We start from the raw sequence: 19,966 nt of genomic DNA, 5'->3' as shown, positions 1-19,966 counted from the left end.
AGGACAGAATGGGACGTTTCATCTTCGGCCGCTCGCTTCAGAGCGTGATTTCGCTGATCTTCCTGGTCATGCTGGTGTTCTTCATCGCCCGCATGACCGGCTCGCCCGCCGCCCTGTATCTGCCGCCCGAGGCGACCGAGGCGCAGATCGACGCCTATAACCAACTGCACGGCTTCAACGATCCGCTGCTGGTGCAGTTCACCGGCTTTCTGACCGGCATCCTGCACGGCGATATGGGTGAATCCCTGCGCTTCTCGCGCCCGGCGCTGGATGTGGTATTGGAGGCTTTTCCGACCACGCTGGCGCTGGCCGCCGTGACCATGCCGCTGGTCCTGCTGATCTCGATCGTCACCGGAGCACTGGCGGCCTGGCGGCCCGGCGGGATCTTCGACCGGCTGGCCAGCCTGATTTCGCTGATCGGCGCCAGCACGCCGAACTTCTGGGTCGCCATCGTCGGGGTGCTGGTGTTTTCCGTGACGCTAAGACTGCTGCCGACATCGGGAACCGGCAGTTGGCAGCATTGGATCCTGCCGGTGGCGGTGCTGATCATGCGACCCGCCGGCGTGCTGGTTCAGGTCATGCGAACCTCGATGATGACGGCGCTGTCCTCGGTCTATGTCAAGGCCGCAAGGGCCAAGGGGGTCAAGTCGCGCTCGATCATCTTCGTCCATGCCCTGCGCAATTCGCTGCTGCCGGTGGTCACGGTCGCCAGCGATCAGGCGGCGGGCATCCTGAACGGCGCGGTGATCGTCGAGACCGTCTTCGGCTTTCCCGGCATCGGCAAGCTGATGATCGATTCGGTCCTGATGCGCGACTTCGCCGTAATTCAGGCCGCCATCCTTGTCTCGGCCCTTGCCGTGTTCATCCTCAACATCATCGTGGATCTGTCCTATGCCCTCATCGACCCGCGTATCCGCCATGGCTGAGGCCCGCCCCCGTTCGTCGATGCGCATCATCCTGACCTCGCTGCTGCGTGACCGTTTCGCGCTGGTCTCGGCCATCTTCCTGACGCTGGTGCTGATCTGCGCCCTGATCGGGCCGACGCTGCTGGCGGAACAGGCTAGGGCGCTGAACCTCAAGGGCCGCAACATGGCGCCCTTTTCGCTGGAAAACGGCTGGCTTCTGGTGCTGGGCGGTGACGCGCTGGGGCGCAGCCTGCTGGCCCGGATCATCGTCGCCAGCCAGAACACGCTGCTGATCGCGGCCTCGGCCGTGGCGATCTCGGTTCTGGTCGGCGGCTTCCTGGGCCTTGTCGCGGGCTATCGCGGCGGCTGGATCGGCGCCGCGCTGCTGCGCCTTGCCGATGCGATCATGAGCTTTCCGTCGATGCTGCTGGCGGTGATCGTGCTGTTCGTGTTCGAGCCGGGCGTCGGCAACGTGATCCTTGTGCTGGCCATATCGCGCATCCCGATCTTCATGCGCACGGTGCGGGCCGAGGTGCTGGAGATCAAGCAGCGCATGTTCGTCGTCGCCGCCCGCGCCATGGGGGCACGAACCAATCGCGTGCTTTTGCGCCATGTCGCGCCGATGGTGCTGCCCACGGTGATCAACCTTGCCGCGCTGGAAATCGCCTTCGTCATGCTGGTCGAATCCGGCCTGTCCTTTCTGGGCATCGGCATCCAGCCGCCCGAGGTGACCTGGGGGTTGATGGTGGCCGATGGCCGCAACTACCTCGGCTCGGCCTGGTGGCTGGCCTTCTGGCCGGGGCTGGCGATCATGTCGGTGGCCATGTCCCTGAACCTGCTGACCAACTGGCTGCGCGTCGTGACCGATCCGGTCGAACGCTGGCGCCTTGAAACCGAAGCGAGGTAACCCGATGGCTCCCCTACTTTCCGTGCAGAACCTCTCGGTCCAGTTCCCCTCGCGTGCCGGCGTGGTCCGTGCCGTCGAGGATGTCAGTTGGGACGTGAACCCCGGCGAGATCCTTGCCATCCTTGGCGAAAGCGGCTCGGGCAAAAGCGTCAGCGCCTCGGCGGTGATGAACCTGATCGAGACCCCGCCCGCCGTCATCTCGCAGGGCAGGATCCTGTTCGAGGACCGGGATCTTTTGCGGGCCGATGCCGAGACGCGGCGGCGGATCAACGGCAAAAGCATCTCGATGATCTTTCAGGATCCGCTGGCCGCCTTGAACCCGGTCTATTCCATCGGCCGGCAGATTTCCGAAACCATGCGTGTGCATGGCGTCGACGCGGCCACGGCGGATGCTCGGGTCGAAGAGTTGCTGGCCCGCGTCGGCATCGGCGATCCGGCCCGGCGCAAGCATGACTATCCGCACCAGTTCTCGGGCGGGCAGCGCCAGCGGATCATGATCGCCTCGGCGGTGGCCTTGCGGCCGAAGCTGCTGATCGCGGACGAACCGACCTCGGCCCTGGACGTGACGGTGCAGGCGCGGGTGCTGGATCTGCTGAAGGAAATCCAGGCCGAGAACGGCATGGCCATCGTGATGATCACCCATGATCTGGCCGTGGTCGAGCGGGTGGCGGATCGCGTGGTGGTCATGCAGCAAGGCCGCATCGTCGAGCGCGGCCCGGCGCGCGAGGTGCTGGCCCATCCGCGGCACGACTATACCCGAAGGCTGGTCGATTGCATTCCCGGCCGCCACGGCTTTGCCACCGGCCCGAAGGTAAGCGGCGCCCCGCTGCTGGAGGTGCGCGAGGTCAGCCGGGTCTATGGCGTGCCGAAAGGCGGCCTGCTGTCGCTGCGGGGCGGCAATCCGGTGCGTGCCGTGGACAATGCCAGTTTCACCATGGCTCGGGGCGAGACCCTGGGCGTGGTCGGCGAATCCGGCTCGGGCAAGTCGACTCTGGCGCGGATGATCCTTGGCCTCGACAGCCCGACCAGCGGCAGCATCCGCTATGACGGCAAACCGACGCAGGGCCTGTCCGATGCGGATGAGCTGGCGCTGCGCCGCCGGGTGCAGTTCGTGTTCCAGGATCCGACCGCCTCGCTGAACCCGCGCATGACCGTGGCGCAGATCATCGCCGAACCCTGGGCGATCCATCACGGCGTGCTGCCGCGCAGCCAGTGGCGGGCGAGGGTGGGCGAGTTGCTGGAGCAGGTCGGGCTGCGGGCCGACCACGCCGATCGCCATCCGCACCAGTTCTCGGGCGGGCAACGCCAGCGCGTCGCCATTGCTCGGGCGCTGGCGCTGAAGCCCGAGTTGATCGTCTGCGACGAGGCGGTCTCGGCGCTGGATGTCTCGATTCAGGCGCAGGTGATCGAACTGCTGAAGGATCTGCGCCGCGATTATGGCCTGTCCTATGTCTTCGTGGCGCATGATCTGGCGCTGGTCCGCGATTTCGCCACCTCGGTTCTGGTGATGTATCGCGGGCAGATCGTCGAGCAGGGGCCGGTTCAGACCGTCTTCGACCATCCCCGTCACGAATATACGCGCGCCCTTCTGGCGGCCAGCGGAGCGGGCCTTGGACAGGCCGCATAAGGCGCCCCGACCCGCGCCGTCGCTGGCGCGGCTGTTTCTGACCTGCCTCAGGATCGGCTGCCTCAGCTTCGGCGGCGGCCTGTCGGGCTGGCTGTATCGCGAATTCGTCACCCGCACGGCATGGGTGGGGGATGAGGATTTCGCGGCCACGCTGACCCTTGCGCAGATCATGCCGGGGGCCAATGTGCTTAACCTTGTCGTCTGTCTGGGCGAGGTTCTGGGGGGGCCGCGTGCCGCGCTGCTTTGCACCCTGGGCTTCATCCTGCCGCCGGTTCTGGCGGTGGTCGGCATGGCGGTCCTGCTGGATCATGTCACCACCGCGCCATGGGTGGATGCCGCGCTGTCCGGTCTGGCCTTCGCGGCCCTGGGCCTGCTGTTGCAGATCTGCTGGCGCGGGCTGATGCGGTTGCGCCGCTCGGCATGGCAACTGGTCGTCATGGGTGCCGTCGTGGCGCTGGTTGCCGGGACCGGGCTGTCGGTGCTGGCGGTGGTGGTGATGCTGGCCCCCGCCGCGATCCTTTGCTCCGCAAGGGCGCGGCCATGAGCGTGATCGCCGATCTGCTGCGCGAAATGGTGCCGCTTTCGCTGGTATCCTTTGGCGGTGGCACCGCGATCATCGCCCAGTTGGAAACCATCGCGGTGCGCCAGCATGGCTGGATCACCGCGCAGGAGTTCCTGCACTTCTTCGCCATCACCCGAGTGGCGCCGGGACCGGGCACCACGCTGGCGACGCTGATCGGCTGGAAGGTGGCGGGAATCCGAGGCGCGGTCGTGGCCTCGATGGCGATCTACGCGCCTTCGACGCTGTTGTGCCATGCGGTGTTCCGCTGGTCGAATGGCCATCGCGACAGCCGCTGGTATCGCATCCTGCAACGCGGGCTTGCGCCGGTCGGCATCGGGCTGGTTGCGGCCGGCGTGACCTCTCTGTTCCGGGTCGCGGGCGGCGGGTGGATCGCGCCGGCCATCGCCTTTCTTGTGCTGGCGATACTGGAACTGCGCCCAAGGACCGGGATCCTGCCCTTGCTGCTGATGGGCGCGGGTCTTTCGGTGCTTTCGCAGCAGATTGGCCTGTGAGGCGGGCAACAGTGGCGAAGCGGCCATCCCCCTTGTTTTAACGGGGCATGGCCAACAAGCTTATGTGGCCGCTTTGCGACATGGCCCCGAAAGGACCATGATCCCGGCCCGATCCCGCGTGCTCTACCTGTCACCGGCGCAAGTCTGGACATGGCCGGTTCTTTCTGGTTCTCGTCGCCCTTTCAGGCAGTCGTGTGAAATCCGTTATCGGCCCAGATGACCGAGCCGCTCATCGGTGCGGCCGCTTCATCCGCCAGGAACGCGGCGATGCGCCCGATTTCTTCGACCGAGACCAGCCGGTGCGCGGGCGTGCGTTCGCGCACCTCGTCCAGCAATTCGTCAAATCGGTCGATACCCGAGGCCGCGCGGGTCTGCACGGGGCCGGTCGACAGCGCGAAGGCGCGTATGTTGCGGGGCGCCAGGTCGGCGGCGGCATAGCGAACGCTGGCCTCCAGCGCGGCCTTGACCGGCCCCATCAGATTGTAATGGTCCACCACCCGGTCCGATCCATAGAAGCTGACCGTGATCAGGGCACCGCCATCCGTCATGAGAGGTGCGGCCAGCCGCGCCATACGCAGAAAGGAATGGCACGATACGTCCATCGCCTGCGCAAACCCCTCGGCCGAGGAATTGACCACGCTGGTATGCAGGTCTTCGCGCGGCGCGAAAGCAATGGAGTGCAGCAGGAAATCAAGCCTGCCCCAGTCCTGGGCGATCCGTTCGAACACCTGCTCAAGCTGGCCCGGAACGCGCACATCGCACGGCAGGAAGATATCCGTCCCCACCTCATCGGCGACCGGGCGCACCCAGGGTGCCGCCTTTTCGTCAAGATATGTCAGCGCCAGTTCCGCGCCCGCGATATGAAAGGCACGCGCGCAACCGGCGGCGATGCTGGTGCCGTTGGCCACGCCGACGACAAGCCCGCGCTTACCGGCAAGATCCGGGGTCCGTGTCATTCGGGGTTCCCTAAGCTTAGGGCCTCGGCGGCGATCACCCGTTCCTCGTCGGTCGGGATGACAAGGGCCGCGACGCGGCTGTCGGCCGCGCCGATCCGGCGCGCGTTCGCGGCATTCGCGACCGGATCCAGCGCCAGCCCAAGCCAGCCCAGCCGCTCGGCGACCATGGCGCGGATCCTTGGCTGATGCTCGCCGATCCCGGCGGTGAAGACCAGCGCGTCCAGACCACCCAGCGTCGTCGCCAGCCGCGCCACCTCGCCCGCGATGCGATGGCAGAAAAGGTCGATGGCCTCGGCGGCCTCGGGACGGTCGCTTTCCAGCAATTCGCGCGTGTCCGCCTCGAAGCCCGAGACGCCCAGCAACCCGCTTTCGCGATACAGCATGCGCTCGACCCGCTCGGCGCTCCAGCCCATCGGCCCGCTTAGAAGATGCAGGATCACCCCCGGATCCAGCGCGCCCGAGCGCGTCGCCATCGGGATGCCGTCTATGGTCGAGAATCCCATCGAACTGTCGCGACTGACGCCGCCCTCCATGGCGCAAAGGCTGGCCCCGCTGCCCAGATGCGCGACCACCGCCCGCGCACCGGGGGGCAGCTTCCCCGCCAGTTCGCCTGCGATATGGCGATAGGACAAGCCGTGGAAACCATAGCGTTTGATCCCCAGGTCGTGCAGGGCGCGCGGAATGGCGAAGCGGCGGACCACCGGCGCGTTGGTCGCATGGAAAGCGGTGTCGAACGATGCGGTCTGCAATACATCGGGATAAAGCTCTCGCATCGCGCGGATCAGGTTCACGCTTTGCGGCTGATGCAGGGGCGCCAGCCGCGAAAGCGCCTCGATCCGCGCCAGAACCCCGCCGGTGATCGCCACCGGGCCGGTGAACTCATCGCCGCCATGCACGACCCTGTGGCCAATGATCGACAGCGCCTCCAGATCGAAATGCCCGGCCAGCCAGTCGAAGGATTGATAAAGCACCGCCGTCAGATCCTCCGGGGCCGCCCGCAACTGACAGGCCAGCGTCTCGCCCTGCCGGGTCAGGCGGAATTCGAAAGGATCGTCGCGGAAATCGATCACCCCGCGCGCCAGAAGCCGCAGCCCGTCCGCATCGAAACATCCAAGCTTGATCGTCGAGGATCCGGCGTTGAACGTCAGGATCAGCCTCCCCATCAAAGACCCCCTTTCCGGGCCTTGCGGACCACGGCCAGCTTGGCCAGCGCCGCCGAGGCGATCCGCGCCGAAAGCGGGTCCGAGCGGCTGGTCAACACGATCGGAACCCGCGCGCCCAGCACCAACCCCGCAGCGGTTGCGCCGGCGAAATAGATCAACTGCTTGGCCAGCATGTTGCCGGCTTCAAGATCCGGCACCAGCAGCACATCCGCCTGACCCGCCACGGGCGAGGTGATACCCTTGGTCAGCGCAGCCTGGGGGCTGATCGCATTGTCGAAGGCCAGCGGCCCATCGACCAACGCCCCGGCGATCTGCCCCCGCGCGGCCATGACGGTCAGTGCGGCGGCATCAAGTGTGGCGGGCATCGCCGGGTTCACGGTTTCGACGGCCGCCAGAACGGCGACCTTCGGCTGCTCCATCCCCAGAAGACGCAGCAGATCGACCGCGTTCTGGCAGATGTCGCGCTTTTGTTCGAGGGTTGGAAGGATGTTGATCGCCGCATCCGTCACGATCACCGGCTTGCCATAGGCGGGCACATCCATCGCGTAGACATGGCTGATACGGCGTTCGGTGCGCAGCCCCCCGGTTTTCGCGACCACCGCGCCCAGCAATTCGTCCGTATGCAGGCTTCCCTTGACCAGCATGGAGATGCGCCCCGAAGCAGCCAGTTCGACGGCGCGTGCGGCGGCGGCATGGCTGTGGGCGGTATCCTCGATCTCCATCCCCTCAAGCGTGACGCCGGCCTCATCGGCCACGGCGCGGATCTTCGCCTCGGGTCCGATCAGAAGCGGGGACAGCAGCCCCTCGTCGCGCACTTCGGCCGCGCCGAGAATCGCGGCCGTCGAACAGGGATGCACGATCCCCGCCGCCACCGCCGGCAAACCGCGCGCCTCGGCGATGAAACGGTCATAGCGATTTGCCGCGCGCAGCACCGCCTCGGGGCCGCGCCCGGCCGTCCAGGTGATGCTGGTGGCCGGCGCCCTCACCGTGGCGGTTCCGTCCAATACCCGCACGCCGGCCTGATTGGTGCAGACCGTCTCCAGCCGGACGATCCGATGCGCCTCGGTCTTTTCGATCACGCGAACGGTCGCGGTAATCGTATCGCCCGGCACGACAGGCCGCAGAAAGCGCAGATCCTGTCCCAAATAGACCGTGCCAGGTCCGGGCAGCCTTGTCCCCAGAACGGCGGAAATCAGTGCCGCAGTCCAGATGCCATGCGCGACCACATGACCAAACGGTCCCGTGGCGGCGAAGGACGGGTCGATATGAGAGGGATTCACATCGCCGGACACCGCGGCGAACAGGGCGATATCCTGGTCGCCGACATTACGGGTCAGCTTTGCGCCGTCGCCGATCTGGATCTGATCGAAAGTGCGGTTCACCAGAGTTCCGTCTTTCATCTCACCCTCACTTTTGATGAACATAACTGCCGGGCGCATCGCCCAGGACGGGATAGCCCCCCATCGGGGCACCGATCTGCGGCGGCGCGGCCCTGGCACCCGAATGCCTGGCCAGCCACTGCCCCCAAGCCGCCCACCACGATCCCGCCCTCGGCTGATGCGTCGAGCACCACTCTGCCGGGGTCAGCAGCGGCTGTCCCGGAATATGGGAAGCGATGCGATAGCGGCGATGCGGGTGGCCCGGCGGGCTGACGATCCCGGCATTATGGCCGCCCGAGGTCAGGGCAAAGGTCACCTCGGTCTCAGTGAACTGGTGGATCTTGTAAACCGAGGTCCAGGGCGCGACGTGATCTCGTTCCGTTCCCACGACGAAGAACGGAGCTCTGATATTTTGCAGCACCGCAGGCCGATCCTCCACGCGAAAACGTCCGGTCGCGAATTCGTTGTCGAGGTAAAGCCGTTGAAGATACTCCGAATGCATCCGCCAGGGCATCCGCGTGCTATCGGCGTTCCAGGCCATCAGATCGTTCATCGGCGCGCGTTCGCCCATCATGTAGTCGCGCACCGCCCGCGACCAGACCAGATCGTTCGAGCGCAGCAACTGGAACGCCCCCGCCATCTGGTCCGCCGACAGATAGCCCCGATTCCACATCATGCTGTCGAGGAAATGCATCTGGCTGGGGTCTATGAACAGGGCCAGTTCGCCCGGTTCGGTGAAATCGACCTGCGCGGCCAGCAGCGTGACCGAGGCCAGCCGGTCATCCGCCTTGCGTGCCATCGCCGCCGCCGCGATCGACAGCAGCGTGCCGCCAAGGCAGTAGCCAGCGGCATGGATCCTGGCCTCGGGCAGGATCGCGTTGATCGCATCAAGCGCCGCCATCACCCCCAGACGGCGATAGTCCTCCATGTCCAGATCGCGGTCGCCCGCTTCGGGATTGCGCCAGGAAATCACAAAAACCGTATGTCCCTGGGACACCAGCCAGCGGATCAGCGAATTTTCGGCGCCAAGATCAAGGATATAGTATTTCATGATCCAGGCCGGCACGATCAGCACCGGCTCGGGATAGACGGCATCGCCTGCGGGCGCATACTGGATCAGTTCGATCAGGTGGTTTCGACAGACGACTTTACCCGGAGTCGTGGCCACGCTTTCTCCGGGAACGAAATTTTCGACCCCTGCCGGAGCGCAGCCCGTGACTTGGCGCGTCGCGTCCTCGACCCAGTTCCGCCACCCCTGCCAGAGGTTGGCACCGCCGGTTTTCCATGTTCGGGCGATGATCTCGGGATTGGTAAGCGGATTGTTCGCGGGCGAAAGCATGTCGAGCCATTGCCGCATGGCGAAGGACACCACCTGCTCATGGTGCTTCATCACCCCCGGCACATCATGGGTCAGGTTGTGGGTCCATTGCTGAGCCAGCAGAAAGCTCTGCGCCATCCATGAGAACGGAGGCTTGCGCCAGCCTTCATGTTCGAACCTGTCATCCCCCGCCAAAGGCTGAATGACCGGGGGAAGATCGGGTAAGGTCGTGGACGCGAGCAGGTGTGAAAGAAACCGCCCTTGCTTGCGCATCCCCTTCCACAACAGTTCCGCACGCTTGCCGGGCGCCGAGGCCAGATGAAACCCCCAGTCGAAGAAGGCAAGCGCCGCGGATCCGGGCGAGACACCGCCGGTCACCTGCCCGGCAAGCGCCTCACGCATTTTGTCGAGCACCTGAAACGCCTCCAGGCCAAGCTTGTCGTCCTCGGCAAGACCACCCCGAACATCCGACGGCCGCGTCGGCTTGGGTGGTTGCATCGGATTCGACGGAAGCTCTGGTTCACGTCCGTTCACCATTGAGGTTCGCTCACTTCTGTTTTTCCAATTAAGACAGATAGCAGACATGAAGGTCAACCTTGGTTGACTTAGATCAAAGTATTTGCGGAAATTGAAACCCATCCTGAACCCTCAACCAATCAGGAGATTCCCTATGGTTACCGAGAAAGCATCCCCGGCCGCTCTCACTTCCCCCGAGAAGTGGTCGATGGGCCGGTTCCCCGAATTCGCTACCCAGCCCCTGCACATCCAGACCGCTATCTGGCGCGAGTCCATGGCAACGCTTGCCGCCCTGTCGCAGATCAACGCGGAGTGGTTCAGAAACCTTGCAGGCGTCGACAATCCGCTTGACGCCATTGCCTTGACCAGTGGGTATATTCAGGATGTTTTTGGCAAATCGGAGGAGGAAGCCGCGCGCCTCACCGCCGCCCTGACCCCGCCCCGGAAAAAGCAGGGATGATACCTTTCCCCATGGGCATGTGATTCATAAGCAATTCCTAAAGACTGGTATCGCTCTGACCGGGGACCAGGCCCCGGTTTCAGGCATCATTTCAGAAAGCCCCGGAAATGGCGCAGCGATATCGCGAAAAGCCCCATGCCGATGGCCGCCAGCCAAAGCATCGGCTGCCAGACCACATCAAGACCCGCGCCGCGAAACAGGATCGACTGGGACAGGATCACATAATGCGTGTTCGGCGCCAGCAGCATGATGTTCTGCACAAGCTCGGGCATGGATTCGCGCGGCGTCTGCGCGCCTGAAAGCACCTGAAGCGGCAAAAGAACCAGGATCATCAGGATACCGAACTGGGGCATCGAGCCCGCCACCGTGGCCAGAAAGATCCCCAGCGAGGCGGTGGCGAACAGATGCAGCGCCGTCCCGATCAAAAACAGCGTCAGCGAGCCTTGCAAGGGTATGCCCAGCACAAGGCCGCACATCACCACCAGCGAAAACCACGTCCCCAGCAGCACGATCAGGCTCATCGACCAGATCTTCGACACCATGATTTCCAGCGGCGTGACCGGCATGACCAGCAGATGCTCGATGGTGCCGTGTTCGCGTTCGCGGATCAGCGCGGCGCCGGCGAGGATCAGCGCCAGCAGCGTGACGCTGTTCGAAATCCCCATCACCGCCTGGAACCAGCCGCCGTTCAGTTCCGGGTTGAAGCGCGCGCGCAGCGCAAGATCGGCCACGGGGGACGCATCGTCGCGGTAGCGGTCCAGAAATTCCGACACCTCGCCGGTGACGATCTGCTGGACATAGCCCGAGCCGGAAAACGCCTGCGTCATCCGGGTCGCGTCGACGTTCAACTGCATCTCGGGGTGTTTGCCCGCCAGCAGGTCACGCTGGAAATCGGGCGGGATGTCCAGCGCGAAGGTATCCAGCCCCTCGTCCATGCGCCGGTCCATCTCGGCCGCGGTGATCATGGAGGGCTCGGTGAAGAACGGCGGCTGGAACGCCTCGACGATCCGGTTCGACAGCGGCGACCGGTCCTCGTCCACGATGGCGATGGGCGCGCGGCTCAGCGTCTCGGTGGCCGAGGTCGCGGAGCTGTAGATCTGGAAGGTGAACGAGAACAGGATCAGGAACATCATCACCGGATCGCGGATCAGCCCCCGGATCTCCTTGACGCCCAATTGGAATACATTGGTCAGGTCCATGGCCTATTTCTCCTGCCGGGGCATCAGGAAGGCGCCGATCCCGATCAGCACCGGCACCGCGATCACCAGCGGCCAGATCGCGCCCGACAGTTCGGCCAGGCCCAGCCCCTTGGAAAACGCCCCGCGCGAGATGGTCATGAAATGCGTCGTCGGATAAATTGAGGAAATGAACGCCGCCACCCCGTCGAGCGACGAAACCGGGTTGGTCATCCCGGAAAACTGCACCGCCGGCAGGATGGTGCCGAGCGCGGTGGCAAAGACCGCCGCAAGCTGGCTTTTCATGAAGGCCGAGATCACCAGCCCCATCGCCGTCGCGGATGAGACGTAAAGCACCCCCGCCACGAAATAGGCGATGAAGCTGCCGGTGAACGGCACCTTGAAGGCGAAGATCGCCACGGCGGTCATCAGCACGAAGTTCAGCACCGCGATGGCCGTATAGGGCAATTGCTTGCCCAGCAGGAATTCCAGCCGCGTGACCGGCGTGACATAAAGGTTGGTGATCGAGCCGAGTTCCTTTTCGCGCACCACGGACAGCGCCGACAGCATCGCCGGGATCAGCAGCAGCAGCAGCGGGATGACGGCCGGAACCATCGCCACCATGCTCTTGATGTCGGGATTGTAGCGGTAGCGCAGTTGCAGGTCGAAATTCCCCGCTACGGCGGCGGGGCCGTATTCGGCGGCAAGCCGCGCGGTCAGCCAGTGCCCGTGAACGCCCTGCACATAGCCCATCACCGTTTCGGCCCGCTGCGGGTTCGATCCGTCGATCCAGCCGCCGATCTGCACGTCGCGCCCGCGCAGCAGGTCGCGGCCAAAGCCGGGCGGAATCTCCAGCGCGAGGTTCAGATTGCCCTCGCGCATGCGCCGGTCCATCTCGGCATGGTTGGCGATCGGCGCCTGCTCCACGAAATAGCGCGAGCCCGACAACTGGTTGATGTAGTCGCGGCTGATCGTGCTGTCATCCTGGTCGAGGACGGCGAAGCTCAGATCCTCGACATCCATGTTGATCCCCAGCCCGATCACGAACATCAGGATCAGCGTGCCCAGAACCGCCAGCGTGGCGCGGATCGGGTCGCGGCGCAGTTCCATCGCCTCGCGCATGGCATAGCTCAGCACCCGGCGCGGATCGAAAAGCGGGCTTTTCGCCGGGACATGGGGCCGTGCCTCGGCAACGGGCGCGGTGTCCGGCACGGGGTCGCCATCGCCGATGGCTTCCTCGAGCCAGGAAATGAACGCCTCTTCCAGCGTCAAAGCACCCCTGTCGGCGATGATCGCCCGCGGCGTGTCCGAGACCAGCACCCTGCCCGCATGCATCAGGCTGATGCGGTCGCAAAGCAGCGCCTCGTTCATGAAATGGGTCGAGACGAAGATCGTCACCCCGTCCTTGCGCGACAGTTCCGCGAGGATCTGCCAGAACGCATCCCGCGCCACCGGGTCCACGCCCGATGTCGGCTCGTCCAGGATCAGGATGTCGGGCGCATGGATCATCGCGACCGCCAGCGACAGCCGCTGCCGGATGCCAAGCGGCAACGAATCCGGCCGTGCCTCCATCACGCCCGTCAAATCGAAGCGCCGCGCCATCTCGGCGATGCGCTCCGGGATCATGGCCTCGTTCAGTTTGAAGATGCGCGCATGCAGGTCAAGGTTCTGCGCCACGGTCAATTCGCCATAAAGCGAAAAGGCCTGGCTCATATAGCCCACGCGGCGGCGCACCGTCAGGTCGCGCGGATCGACCTCGCGGCCGAAAAGCTTCGCCGTGCCCTCGCTGGCCTCCAAGAGGCCGGTCAGCATCTTCATCGTGGTCGACTTGCCGCAGCCGTTCGAGCCGAGGAAGCCGAAGATCTCGCCCCTTGGGATGCGAAAGCTGACATGATCGACGGCGGTGAAATCGCCGAACCGCATCGTCAGCCCCTCGGCCTCGATGGCGTAGTCGGCGGTTTCATGATCCATCGGCGGGATGGTGACGCTGGTATGACCGGCGCGGCTTTCCTCGGGCAGCAATGCGATGAAGGCCGCGTCGAGGTCTTCGGTGCCGGTGCGTGCCATCAGTTCGGCCGGGGTGCCGGTCGCCAGCACGCGGCCGGCATTCATCGCCACCAGCCAGTCGAAACGCGCGGCCTCTTCCATATAGGCGGTGGCGACGATCACGCTCATGCCGGGGCGGCTGGCGTGGATGCGGTCGATCAGCTCCCAGAACTGCCGGCGCGACAGCGGATCGACGCCGGTGGTGGGCTCGTCCAGGATCAGCAGGTCGGGGTCATGGATCAGCGCGCAGCACAGGCCCAGTTTCTGCTTCATGCCCCCCGAGAGCTTGCCCGCCGGGCGATCACGGAACTTCCTCAACCCCGTCGCGGTCAGCAGATCGGTGATGCGCGCCTCGCGCTCGGCCCGGTCCTGGCCGAAGAGCCGGCCGAAGAAATCCACATTCTCGAAGACCGACAGCGTGTGATAAAGGTTCTTGCCCAGCCCCTGCGGCATATAGGCGATGCGCGGGCAGGCCGCCTGCCGGTGGCGGGCGTCGCGCATGTCGCCGCCCAGCACCGTCAGCGCCCCGTCCTGCAACGCCCGCGCGCCAGAGATCAGCGCCATCAGGCTGGACTTGCCCACCCCGTCCGGCCCGATCAGCCCGACCATCCGTCCCGGCGGAATCTCGACGCTGACTTCATGAAGCGCCCGGACCTTGCCATATGTCAGCGAAAGACCCTGCGCCGCCGCCACCGGCGCCGTCATTTGACGAGGTTCTGATCGAGGAATGCGGGCCAGGCCACATTCGGATCAATGCGGACATAAGCCATGCCGGGCAGGCCGGTCTTTACCTGGCGGATATATTGCGCCAGCAGTTCCGGCGCGATGCGGGCGCGCACGCGGAAGGTCAGCTTCAGCCGCTCTTCCTCGGTCTCCACCGTCTTGGGGGTGAACTGCGCCACATCGGCGACGAAGGACACGGTGGCGGGGATCACCACGCCCGGCGCCGCGTCCATCACCAGCCGCACCTCAGAGCCAAGCTCGACGCGCCCCGCCTGTTCCGTCGGCAGGAAGAAGTTCATGTAAACGTCGGACACGTCGATCATGTTGATCACCCGCCCGCCAGAGGCCAGCACCTCGCCGGGCTGCGCCAGCCGATACTGGACCCGCCCGTCGCGCGGGGCGACAAGCGTTGCATCCTGTATTTCGGCCTCGATCCTGGCCTTCACCGCCTTCGCGGCCTCAAGTGCCGCCTCGGCATCGACGATCTGGGCCCTGGCCGAACCGATAGCCGCCTCGGACGCCGCGAGTGACGCCTTCGCGGAAGCAAGGGCGGCGCGCGCTCTGCGTTCCGTCGCGCGATCATCGTCCAGCGATTGCTGCGAAATCGCGTTCGTGCGGGCCAGCGCCTCGGAGCGAGCCAACCGGCGCTTTGCGGCATCCAGCGTCGCCTCCTGCAACTCGACCTCGGCACGCGCGGCTTCGCTTTCCGCCTCGCGCTGCGTGACAAGGCTTTTCGCGGTCTCGATCGCGATGCCGGCGCGCCGAATCTGCGCCTGGGCCTCCAGCTTCTGCGCATCAAGCTGAAGCGTGTCCATCTGCGCGAGGGTCTGCCCGTCCTCTACAAACTCGCCTTCCTTTACGAAGACATCCATCAGACGGCCGCCGCTGCGCGCGGCAACATCTATATCGACGGCTTCAAGCCTGCCGTTACCGCTGGCGACCCCGGCAGGCAGTTCCGAGCCGCTTATCCCGCCAAGGATATTCCATCCCGCCGCACCAATCGCCGCGACAGCCGCGGCAACGACGAGCCACTTGGTGTTCTTCTTCATGGTATCTCCGCAGGCTCGTCATCTCGGGCAATCACAGGTGATTGCGTCCGTTCCATCCGTTGGCTTGAGGCTGCACAGATTGCCAGGGACAAGTCAACCCTGGTTGACCTGGAGTCCCGGCAGGCTATGGTGCATCTGTCAATTTGCCGACAATACCCGAGGGACAGTCAATCATATGGCCTCAGACCAAAAAAACACGCAGCCTGGATCGACAAGGCAGCGCATATTGACTGCCGCAATCAAACGCTTCACGGAACGATCTTATGACGAAACGATGCTGCGTGATATTGCCGCAGATGTCGGCGTGGATGTCGCCTATGTTCACAGGTCCTTCGGCTCAAAGGCGCAGTTGTTTCTTGAGGTTCTGAAGTTCGCCTCGGAACACCGTGGCCTTGCCGATGTTCCTTTGGACCAGATCGCGCCACAGCTTTCGCGGCAGTTGTTCGGCAAGATGCAGTCCCCTGGCGAACCCGATCCGCTTATGATCCTGATCCGCTCGCTGACGACGCCCGCCACGGCCGAGGTCGTGGGCGACAGGCTGATCCGCATGTTCATCGCGCCGATCCAGCAGAAACTGGGCGATGCCTCGCCGCTACGCGCCACGATGGTGATGGGGCTGCTGATCGGTCTAAGCCTGCTCAACTCGACCGTCAGCCCTGCTGCCACCAATGGACAGAAAGTGCCCGAGGATACCGAGCGGGCAATCGCCCTTGCTCTTCAACATATCCTCGAAACGCCCGTGGGGGCCTGATCCATGACCGCCATGACGATCGATGCATTCCTGTCCTTCACCCTTGCCGCGACGCTGCTGATCTGCGGCAAGCTGCTGACGATGCGGCTGGGGATCCTGCAACGCTGGGCCATCCCCGAGCCGGTGGTCGGCGGCTTTCTTTGCGCCGCCGTCACGGCGCTGATCTATGCATTCGCGGGCGTCGATATCCGCTTCGAAGTGCAGATGCGCGATTTCCTGTTGCTGGTGTTCTTCGCCGGGATCGGTCTCAATGCGGATATCCGCAGCCTGGCGCAGGGCGGCAGGCCACTGGTGATCCTGCTGGGGCTGGCCTCGGGGTTCATCGTGATCCAGAACCTTGTCGGCATGGGCATGGCGGGGCTGTTTGGCCAGCCCGTGCAGGCGGGGCTGATGCTCGGATCCGTCTCGCTGACCGGCGGGATCGGCACGGCGCTGGCCTGGGCCCCGATCATCGGGGAAAGGGCGGGCATCGGCAATGCGCTTGAACTCGGGATCGCGGCGAATACGGTGGGGCTGATCGCTGCCTGCCTGATCGGCGGGCCGATGGCAGCCTTTCTGATCCGGCGGAGGGGAGTTTCCCCCACGTCGGACAGTGATCTTGATATCGGCATCACACATGACGAGCCCGCCGCGCGGCTGGACTATTTCTGCATCCTCTGGGCCATCCTGATTCTCAACGTCACGGTGATGATCGGAATGTTCCTGCATTACTCCATTGCCGCTACCGGAATAACACTGCCCGCCTTCGTAAGCTGCCTCTTTGCAGGTATCGCCATGCGTCATGTAACGATCCTGACCTTCGGGCGCGCATTGCGCAGGACATGGCCCGGTGTTCGCGATGGCCTTGCGCTGATTTCAGATCTGTCGCTTGGCCTGTTCCTGACAATGACCTTGATGGCGCTTCAGATTTGGCAGTTGCACGGCTCTCTTGGCTTCATCACGCTGACGCTTGCCATACAGGTCGCCCTGACAATCCTGTTCATATTGATTGCGGTCTTTCCCTCAATGGGACGAGACTATGAGGCAGCGGTCATATCGGCAGGTTTTGGAGGTATCGCACTGGGCTCGACCGCAACCGCAATAGCCAATATGACCGCTGTGACCCAACAAAACGGTGCGGCTCATCGGGCATTCCTGATTGTGCCGCTGGTTTGCGGATTCTTCATCGACCTCGTGAACGCCCTCATCATCGGATTATTCTCGCGCTAGGACGTGTTGACAAAAGGGGTTCCCTTAACCTTCGCCCTGTGTTTCAAGCTCATCTCTACGTGGGAGGCGAGCTTGGCACGCAACCTGATATCCGACGACGAGTGGGCCTTTTTTGTATGCGGCGCCTGCGTCCCATTGGATTTTCACTTGCGCTGTGGCGCGGGTGCGACGGGCTGAGGCGGGTTCGTAGCTCAGGAAGGACTCTTTTATGAACTCATCCCGGTTGGTCTCGCCGCTTGGGCATCTGCCCAGGGCATCAGGGCATCGATGTTTTTGGCCAGGTGCCCGTTGGCCAGGCTGGTGAAGAGATCGCGCAGGTAGGCATAGGGCTCGACACCGTTCATCTTGCATGTGCCGATGATGCGCAGGAGCGCCTCATCGACGATGGGCGACCCCTTCTTCGGCCTGGCCTTGATCAGCTTGCGCCGGCCATGCGCCCAACAGAAGGCCAGCCGCAAGGGATTGCCGCCCGGGCGCCTCAGTGTAGCGAGATGGGTATAGGCTCCATAGGCATCGACCTAGATCGCGCCGTTGAAGCCAGCAAGGATTTCGGCGGCATATTCTCCTTTGCGCCCGGGCCGGTAGTGGAAGACCACGCCGGGCGGAGCGGTGCCGCCCCACCCCCGGTCGTCGCGCAAAACGGCCCAGAGATAGCCGGTTTTCGTCGTGCCGCGTCCCGGGTCCAGCACCAGGTCCAGCACTGGGGCGGTCGTCCCATCGACGTAAAGCCGGGCGCTGTCCTCCATCAGCCGCCTGGCCATGTGATCGACCACGGGCGCGATCAGCGCGCCGGTCCGGCCCATCCAGTCGGCCAGAACCGAGCGATCGGCACCCCGTGCCGGGCCATCACCACCGCCTGCTGGTTCAGCGGCATATGCGCGGAATGCTTGGACACCGCGATCTGGGCCAGCAGCGCCTCGGTCGGCCAACTGCCCTCCAGCAGGTAAGCGGGTGTCTTGGCTTGTACCACACCGGCACGCCCCTTGGGGCAGGCATAGCGTGGGCGCGATCACGCGTAGGGCGCGGTGGCAGGCTCTCGGGCAATGCCCGCGCCTTGCGGGGCGCACGCGGCTTGCGCTTTTCAGGATCGGGTTCGCTGGCCGCGATCCTGTCCTCGACGTCCGCGATCTGCGCCCGGGTCTCGGCAATGGCCGTTTCCAGATCTTCCAGCGCCAGTGCCAGCTGCGCCGGGTCCATCTTTTCCGATTTCGGTCCGAACTTCGTGCGCCGGCAATCCCGGACCTGGCCTTCCAGCTTCTCGATCAGCGCCTTCAGCTCGATGATGAAGGTTTCTTTCTCGGTCACCGCCGCCTGCTCGTGCTGGCGGGCCTCCCGTTCGACCGTCGCCTCGAAGCGCGCCGCTTCCAGGGCCGCCTGTTGGGCGGCAAAGGCCTTCACCACCTCGGGCGGCAGGTTCGGAAACAGGCTGAGATCGAAGGGCTGCGACATGCGCTTTCCTACCAGATACAGACCGGCAAACACAGAAAAACAAAGAAAAATATGCCCGCCAGATCACCCCGCCGCAGTCGGCGCCGCCACGCGCCGCGCAACCGTCCGGCGCCAGTCCAGACCCTCGAACAGAGTTTCCGCCTGCGCCCGCGACAGCCGCATCACCCCGTTCTGGACCTTGGGCAAGGCGAAGCTGCCGTGTTCCAGAACCTTGTAGGTCAGCACCATTCCGGTGCCGTCCCACACCAGGATCTTCAATCTGTCTGCGCGTTTCGAGCGGAAGATCACCGTCACCCCGCAATGCGCGCACCAAGGCGGCACGCTCCACTGCGACATCGTCGGGAACACGCAGCACGATGCCGGCGCCGATTTCCACGGTCGGGATCCCGGGTCTGCGCCGATCAAACGCTACAGGCACGGCCTTCCCGGCCTGTCGATCAGAAGGATCGTCAACTGCCAGCGGCACAAAAAACGGCTCCGGGGAAATGGAGCGGGGCAACGCGGGCTGCGCCATGAAGTCTGCCGGCACGGCCAGAAATCCGCGCCGCGCACGGCCGCGCCATTCCGAAAGATGGCGGGGCTGCATGTCATGACGCCGCGCGACATCCGCGACCCGAACGCCAGGTTGCAAACTCTCGGCCACGATCCGCGCCTTCGCATCGTCAGGCCAGCGTCGGTTCCTCCGACGAGGTGCCACAACCTCGCAGCGCCCCACAAATCCATCCCCGCCACTCCGACAGCCTTCTGAAACTTCAGAAGAAAAGTCGCCGCTCAGGCACCGGGCCGAAACCGAAAATCTCAATGGGACGCAGACGCCGGATGGCGTGATCTGCCCGAAGAGTTCGGAAAGTGGTCGTCGGTCTACCGATAGTTTCGCCGCTGAACCCTTGCGGGACTGTGGAAAGACATCCTGGATGCTCTGAACCACACCGGGTTTGCGCCCGATAAGCTTCAGATGGTCGACAGCACCGTGATCCGCGCCCATCATCATACGGCGGGCGCAGTTTGAGGCAAAGAAACGTCTAGTGAACGTTTCGACCCGAAAACGGGGACTCCGAAAGAGGCTCTTGGTCGTTCGAGAGGTGGGTTCGCGACCAAGATCCATCTCCGCGTCAACGGTGCGGGCCTCCCGAAGGGCTGAGCTACTCCCCGGAAATCGGACAGTGACGGAAGCTACGATCTGAGGTTTTCTGGTCTCCAAGGGCAAGGAGATCAGGAATGCGGAAGCGCAGGAACCATGACGCTGGCTTCAAAGCGCG

Annotated in this window: 16 protein-coding genes and 3 pseudogenes; 9 read left to right on the top strand and 10 right to left on the bottom strand. The window is 64.4% G+C overall.

Features of this window, described 5'->3' with window-relative positions:
• Nucleotides 1-8: 8 nt before the first annotated feature.
• The 5 genes from QM682_RS00095 to QM682_RS00075 are packed head-to-tail and all read left to right on the top strand — an operon-like array spanning nucleotide 9 to nucleotide 4,513.
• Nucleotides 9-926 (top strand): ABC transporter permease, encoded by a 918-nt coding sequence (locus QM682_RS00095; RefSeq protein ID WP_415125831.1) that lies wholly within the window; start codon nucleotides 9-11, stop codon nucleotides 924-926.
• On the top strand, nucleotides 919-1,812 hold the full coding sequence (locus QM682_RS00090; protein ID WP_415125829.1) for an ABC transporter permease: 894 nt from the start codon (nucleotides 919-921) through the stop codon (nucleotides 1,810-1,812). Before QM682_RS00095 ends, QM682_RS00090 begins: the two co-directional genes overlap by 8 nt.
• A gap of 4 nt (nucleotides 1,813-1,816) precedes the next feature.
• Nucleotides 1,817-3,439, top strand: coding sequence for an ABC transporter ATP-binding protein (locus QM682_RS00085; RefSeq protein ID WP_415125827.1), 1,623 nt, complete (start codon nucleotides 1,817-1,819; stop codon nucleotides 3,437-3,439).
• A complete protein-coding gene (locus tag QM682_RS00080) occupies nucleotides 3,423-3,983 on the top strand; it encodes a chromate transporter (RefSeq protein ID WP_415125825.1) in 561 nt (186 codons plus the stop codon). The genes QM682_RS00085 and QM682_RS00080 overlap by 17 nt, the downstream gene beginning before the upstream one ends.
• Complete coding sequence (locus QM682_RS00075) at nucleotides 3,980-4,513, top strand: chromate transporter (protein ID WP_415125823.1); 534 nt, start codon at nucleotides 3,980-3,982, stop codon at nucleotides 4,511-4,513. The genes QM682_RS00080 and QM682_RS00075 overlap by 4 nt, the downstream gene beginning before the upstream one ends.
• A 182-nt stretch (nucleotides 4,514-4,695) precedes the next feature.
• Here the strand turns inward: QM682_RS00075 and fabI are convergent, their stop codons facing one another.
• The 4 genes from fabI to QM682_RS00055 are packed head-to-tail and all read right to left on the bottom strand — an operon-like array spanning nucleotide 4,696 to nucleotide 9,743.
• Entirely contained in the window at nucleotides 4,696-5,469 is a 774-nt protein-coding gene (gene fabI / locus QM682_RS00070) for an enoyl-ACP reductase FabI (protein WP_415125821.1), read from the bottom strand.
• Entirely contained in the window at nucleotides 5,466-6,632 is a 1,167-nt protein-coding gene (locus QM682_RS00065; protein WP_415125819.1) for an acetate/propionate family kinase, read from the bottom strand. Before QM682_RS00065 ends, fabI begins: the two co-directional genes overlap by 4 nt.
• Entirely contained in the window at nucleotides 6,632-8,032 is a 1,401-nt protein-coding gene (locus tag QM682_RS00060) for a bifunctional enoyl-CoA hydratase/phosphate acetyltransferase (RefSeq protein WP_415125817.1), read from the bottom strand. Before QM682_RS00060 ends, QM682_RS00065 begins: the two co-directional genes overlap by 1 nt.
• A 7-nt stretch (nucleotides 8,033-8,039) precedes the next feature.
• A complete protein-coding gene (locus QM682_RS00055; protein ID WP_415125815.1) occupies nucleotides 8,040-9,743 on the bottom strand; it encodes a PHA/PHB synthase family protein in 1,704 nt (567 codons plus the stop codon).
• Between the two features lie 256 nt (nucleotides 9,744-9,999).
• On the opposite strand from QM682_RS00055, the gene QM682_RS00050 reads away from it, so the two are divergent.
• On the top strand, nucleotides 10,000-10,305 hold the full coding sequence (locus tag QM682_RS00050) for a hypothetical protein (RefSeq protein ID WP_415125813.1): 306 nt from the start codon (nucleotides 10,000-10,002) through the stop codon (nucleotides 10,303-10,305).
• A gap of 86 nt (nucleotides 10,306-10,391) precedes the next feature.
• Here QM682_RS00050 and QM682_RS00045 read toward each other — a convergent pair whose 3' ends face one another.
• The 3 genes from QM682_RS00045 to QM682_RS00035 are packed head-to-tail and all read right to left on the bottom strand — an operon-like array spanning nucleotide 10,392 to nucleotide 15,298.
• A complete protein-coding gene (locus tag QM682_RS00045; protein WP_415125811.1) occupies nucleotides 10,392-11,504 on the bottom strand; it encodes an ABC transporter permease in 1,113 nt (370 codons plus the stop codon).
• A gap of 3 nt (nucleotides 11,505-11,507) precedes the next feature.
• Nucleotides 11,508-14,231: a ribosome-associated ATPase/putative transporter RbbA gene (gene rbbA, locus QM682_RS00040; RefSeq protein ID WP_415125809.1), complete on the bottom strand. Its 2,724-nt coding sequence runs from the start codon at nucleotides 14,229-14,231 to the stop codon at nucleotides 11,508-11,510.
• Entirely contained in the window at nucleotides 14,228-15,298 is a 1,071-nt protein-coding gene (locus QM682_RS00035) for an HlyD family secretion protein (RefSeq protein WP_415125807.1), read from the bottom strand. Before QM682_RS00035 ends, rbbA begins: the two co-directional genes overlap by 4 nt.
• Between QM682_RS00035 and QM682_RS00030 the strand changes: the two genes are divergently transcribed.
• Nucleotides 15,297-16,049 carry a TetR/AcrR family transcriptional regulator gene (locus QM682_RS00030; protein ID WP_415126521.1) on the top strand — a complete coding sequence of 251 codons (753 nt, stop codon included), beginning with the start codon at nucleotides 15,297-15,299 and terminating at the stop codon, nucleotides 16,047-16,049. The genes QM682_RS00035 and QM682_RS00030 overlap by 2 nt on opposite strands.
• A gap of 3 nt (nucleotides 16,050-16,052) precedes the next feature.
• Entirely contained in the window at nucleotides 16,053-17,258 is a 1,206-nt protein-coding gene (gltS, locus tag QM682_RS00025; protein ID WP_415125805.1) for a sodium/glutamate symporter, read from the top strand.
• A gap of 206 nt (nucleotides 17,259-17,464) precedes the next feature.
• On the opposite strand, the pseudogene QM682_RS00020 reads toward gltS, so the two are convergent.
• The 3 genes and pseudogenes from QM682_RS00020 to QM682_RS00010 all read right to left on the bottom strand — a co-directional run.
• A pseudogene (locus QM682_RS00020) lies at nucleotides 17,465-18,707 on the bottom strand (IS66 family transposase).
• A gap of 63 nt (nucleotides 18,708-18,770) precedes the next feature.
• Nucleotides 18,771-19,043, bottom strand: coding sequence for an IS66 family insertion sequence element accessory protein TnpB (tnpB, locus tag QM682_RS00015; protein ID WP_415125803.1), 273 nt, complete (start codon nucleotides 19,041-19,043; stop codon nucleotides 18,771-18,773).
• 193 nt (nucleotides 19,044-19,236) lie between these two features.
• Nucleotides 19,237-19,404, bottom strand: a pseudogene (locus QM682_RS00010) (transposase); the annotation flags it as partial.
• Between the two features lie 105 nt (nucleotides 19,405-19,509).
• On the opposite strand from QM682_RS00010, the pseudogene QM682_RS00005 reads away from it, so the two are divergent.
• Nucleotides 19,510-19,861, top strand: a pseudogene (locus tag QM682_RS00005) (transposase); the annotation flags it as partial.
• Between the last annotated feature and the right edge of the window lie 105 nt (nucleotides 19,862-19,966).

Origin of the sequence: Paracoccus sp. (in: a-proteobacteria) (assembly GCF_047605025.1) — a bacterium.
In the GTDB taxonomy this organism is placed as follows: domain Bacteria; phylum Pseudomonadota; class Alphaproteobacteria; order Rhodobacterales; family Rhodobacteraceae; genus Paracoccus.
This window is presented reverse-complemented; position numbering and strand designations above follow the sequence as displayed.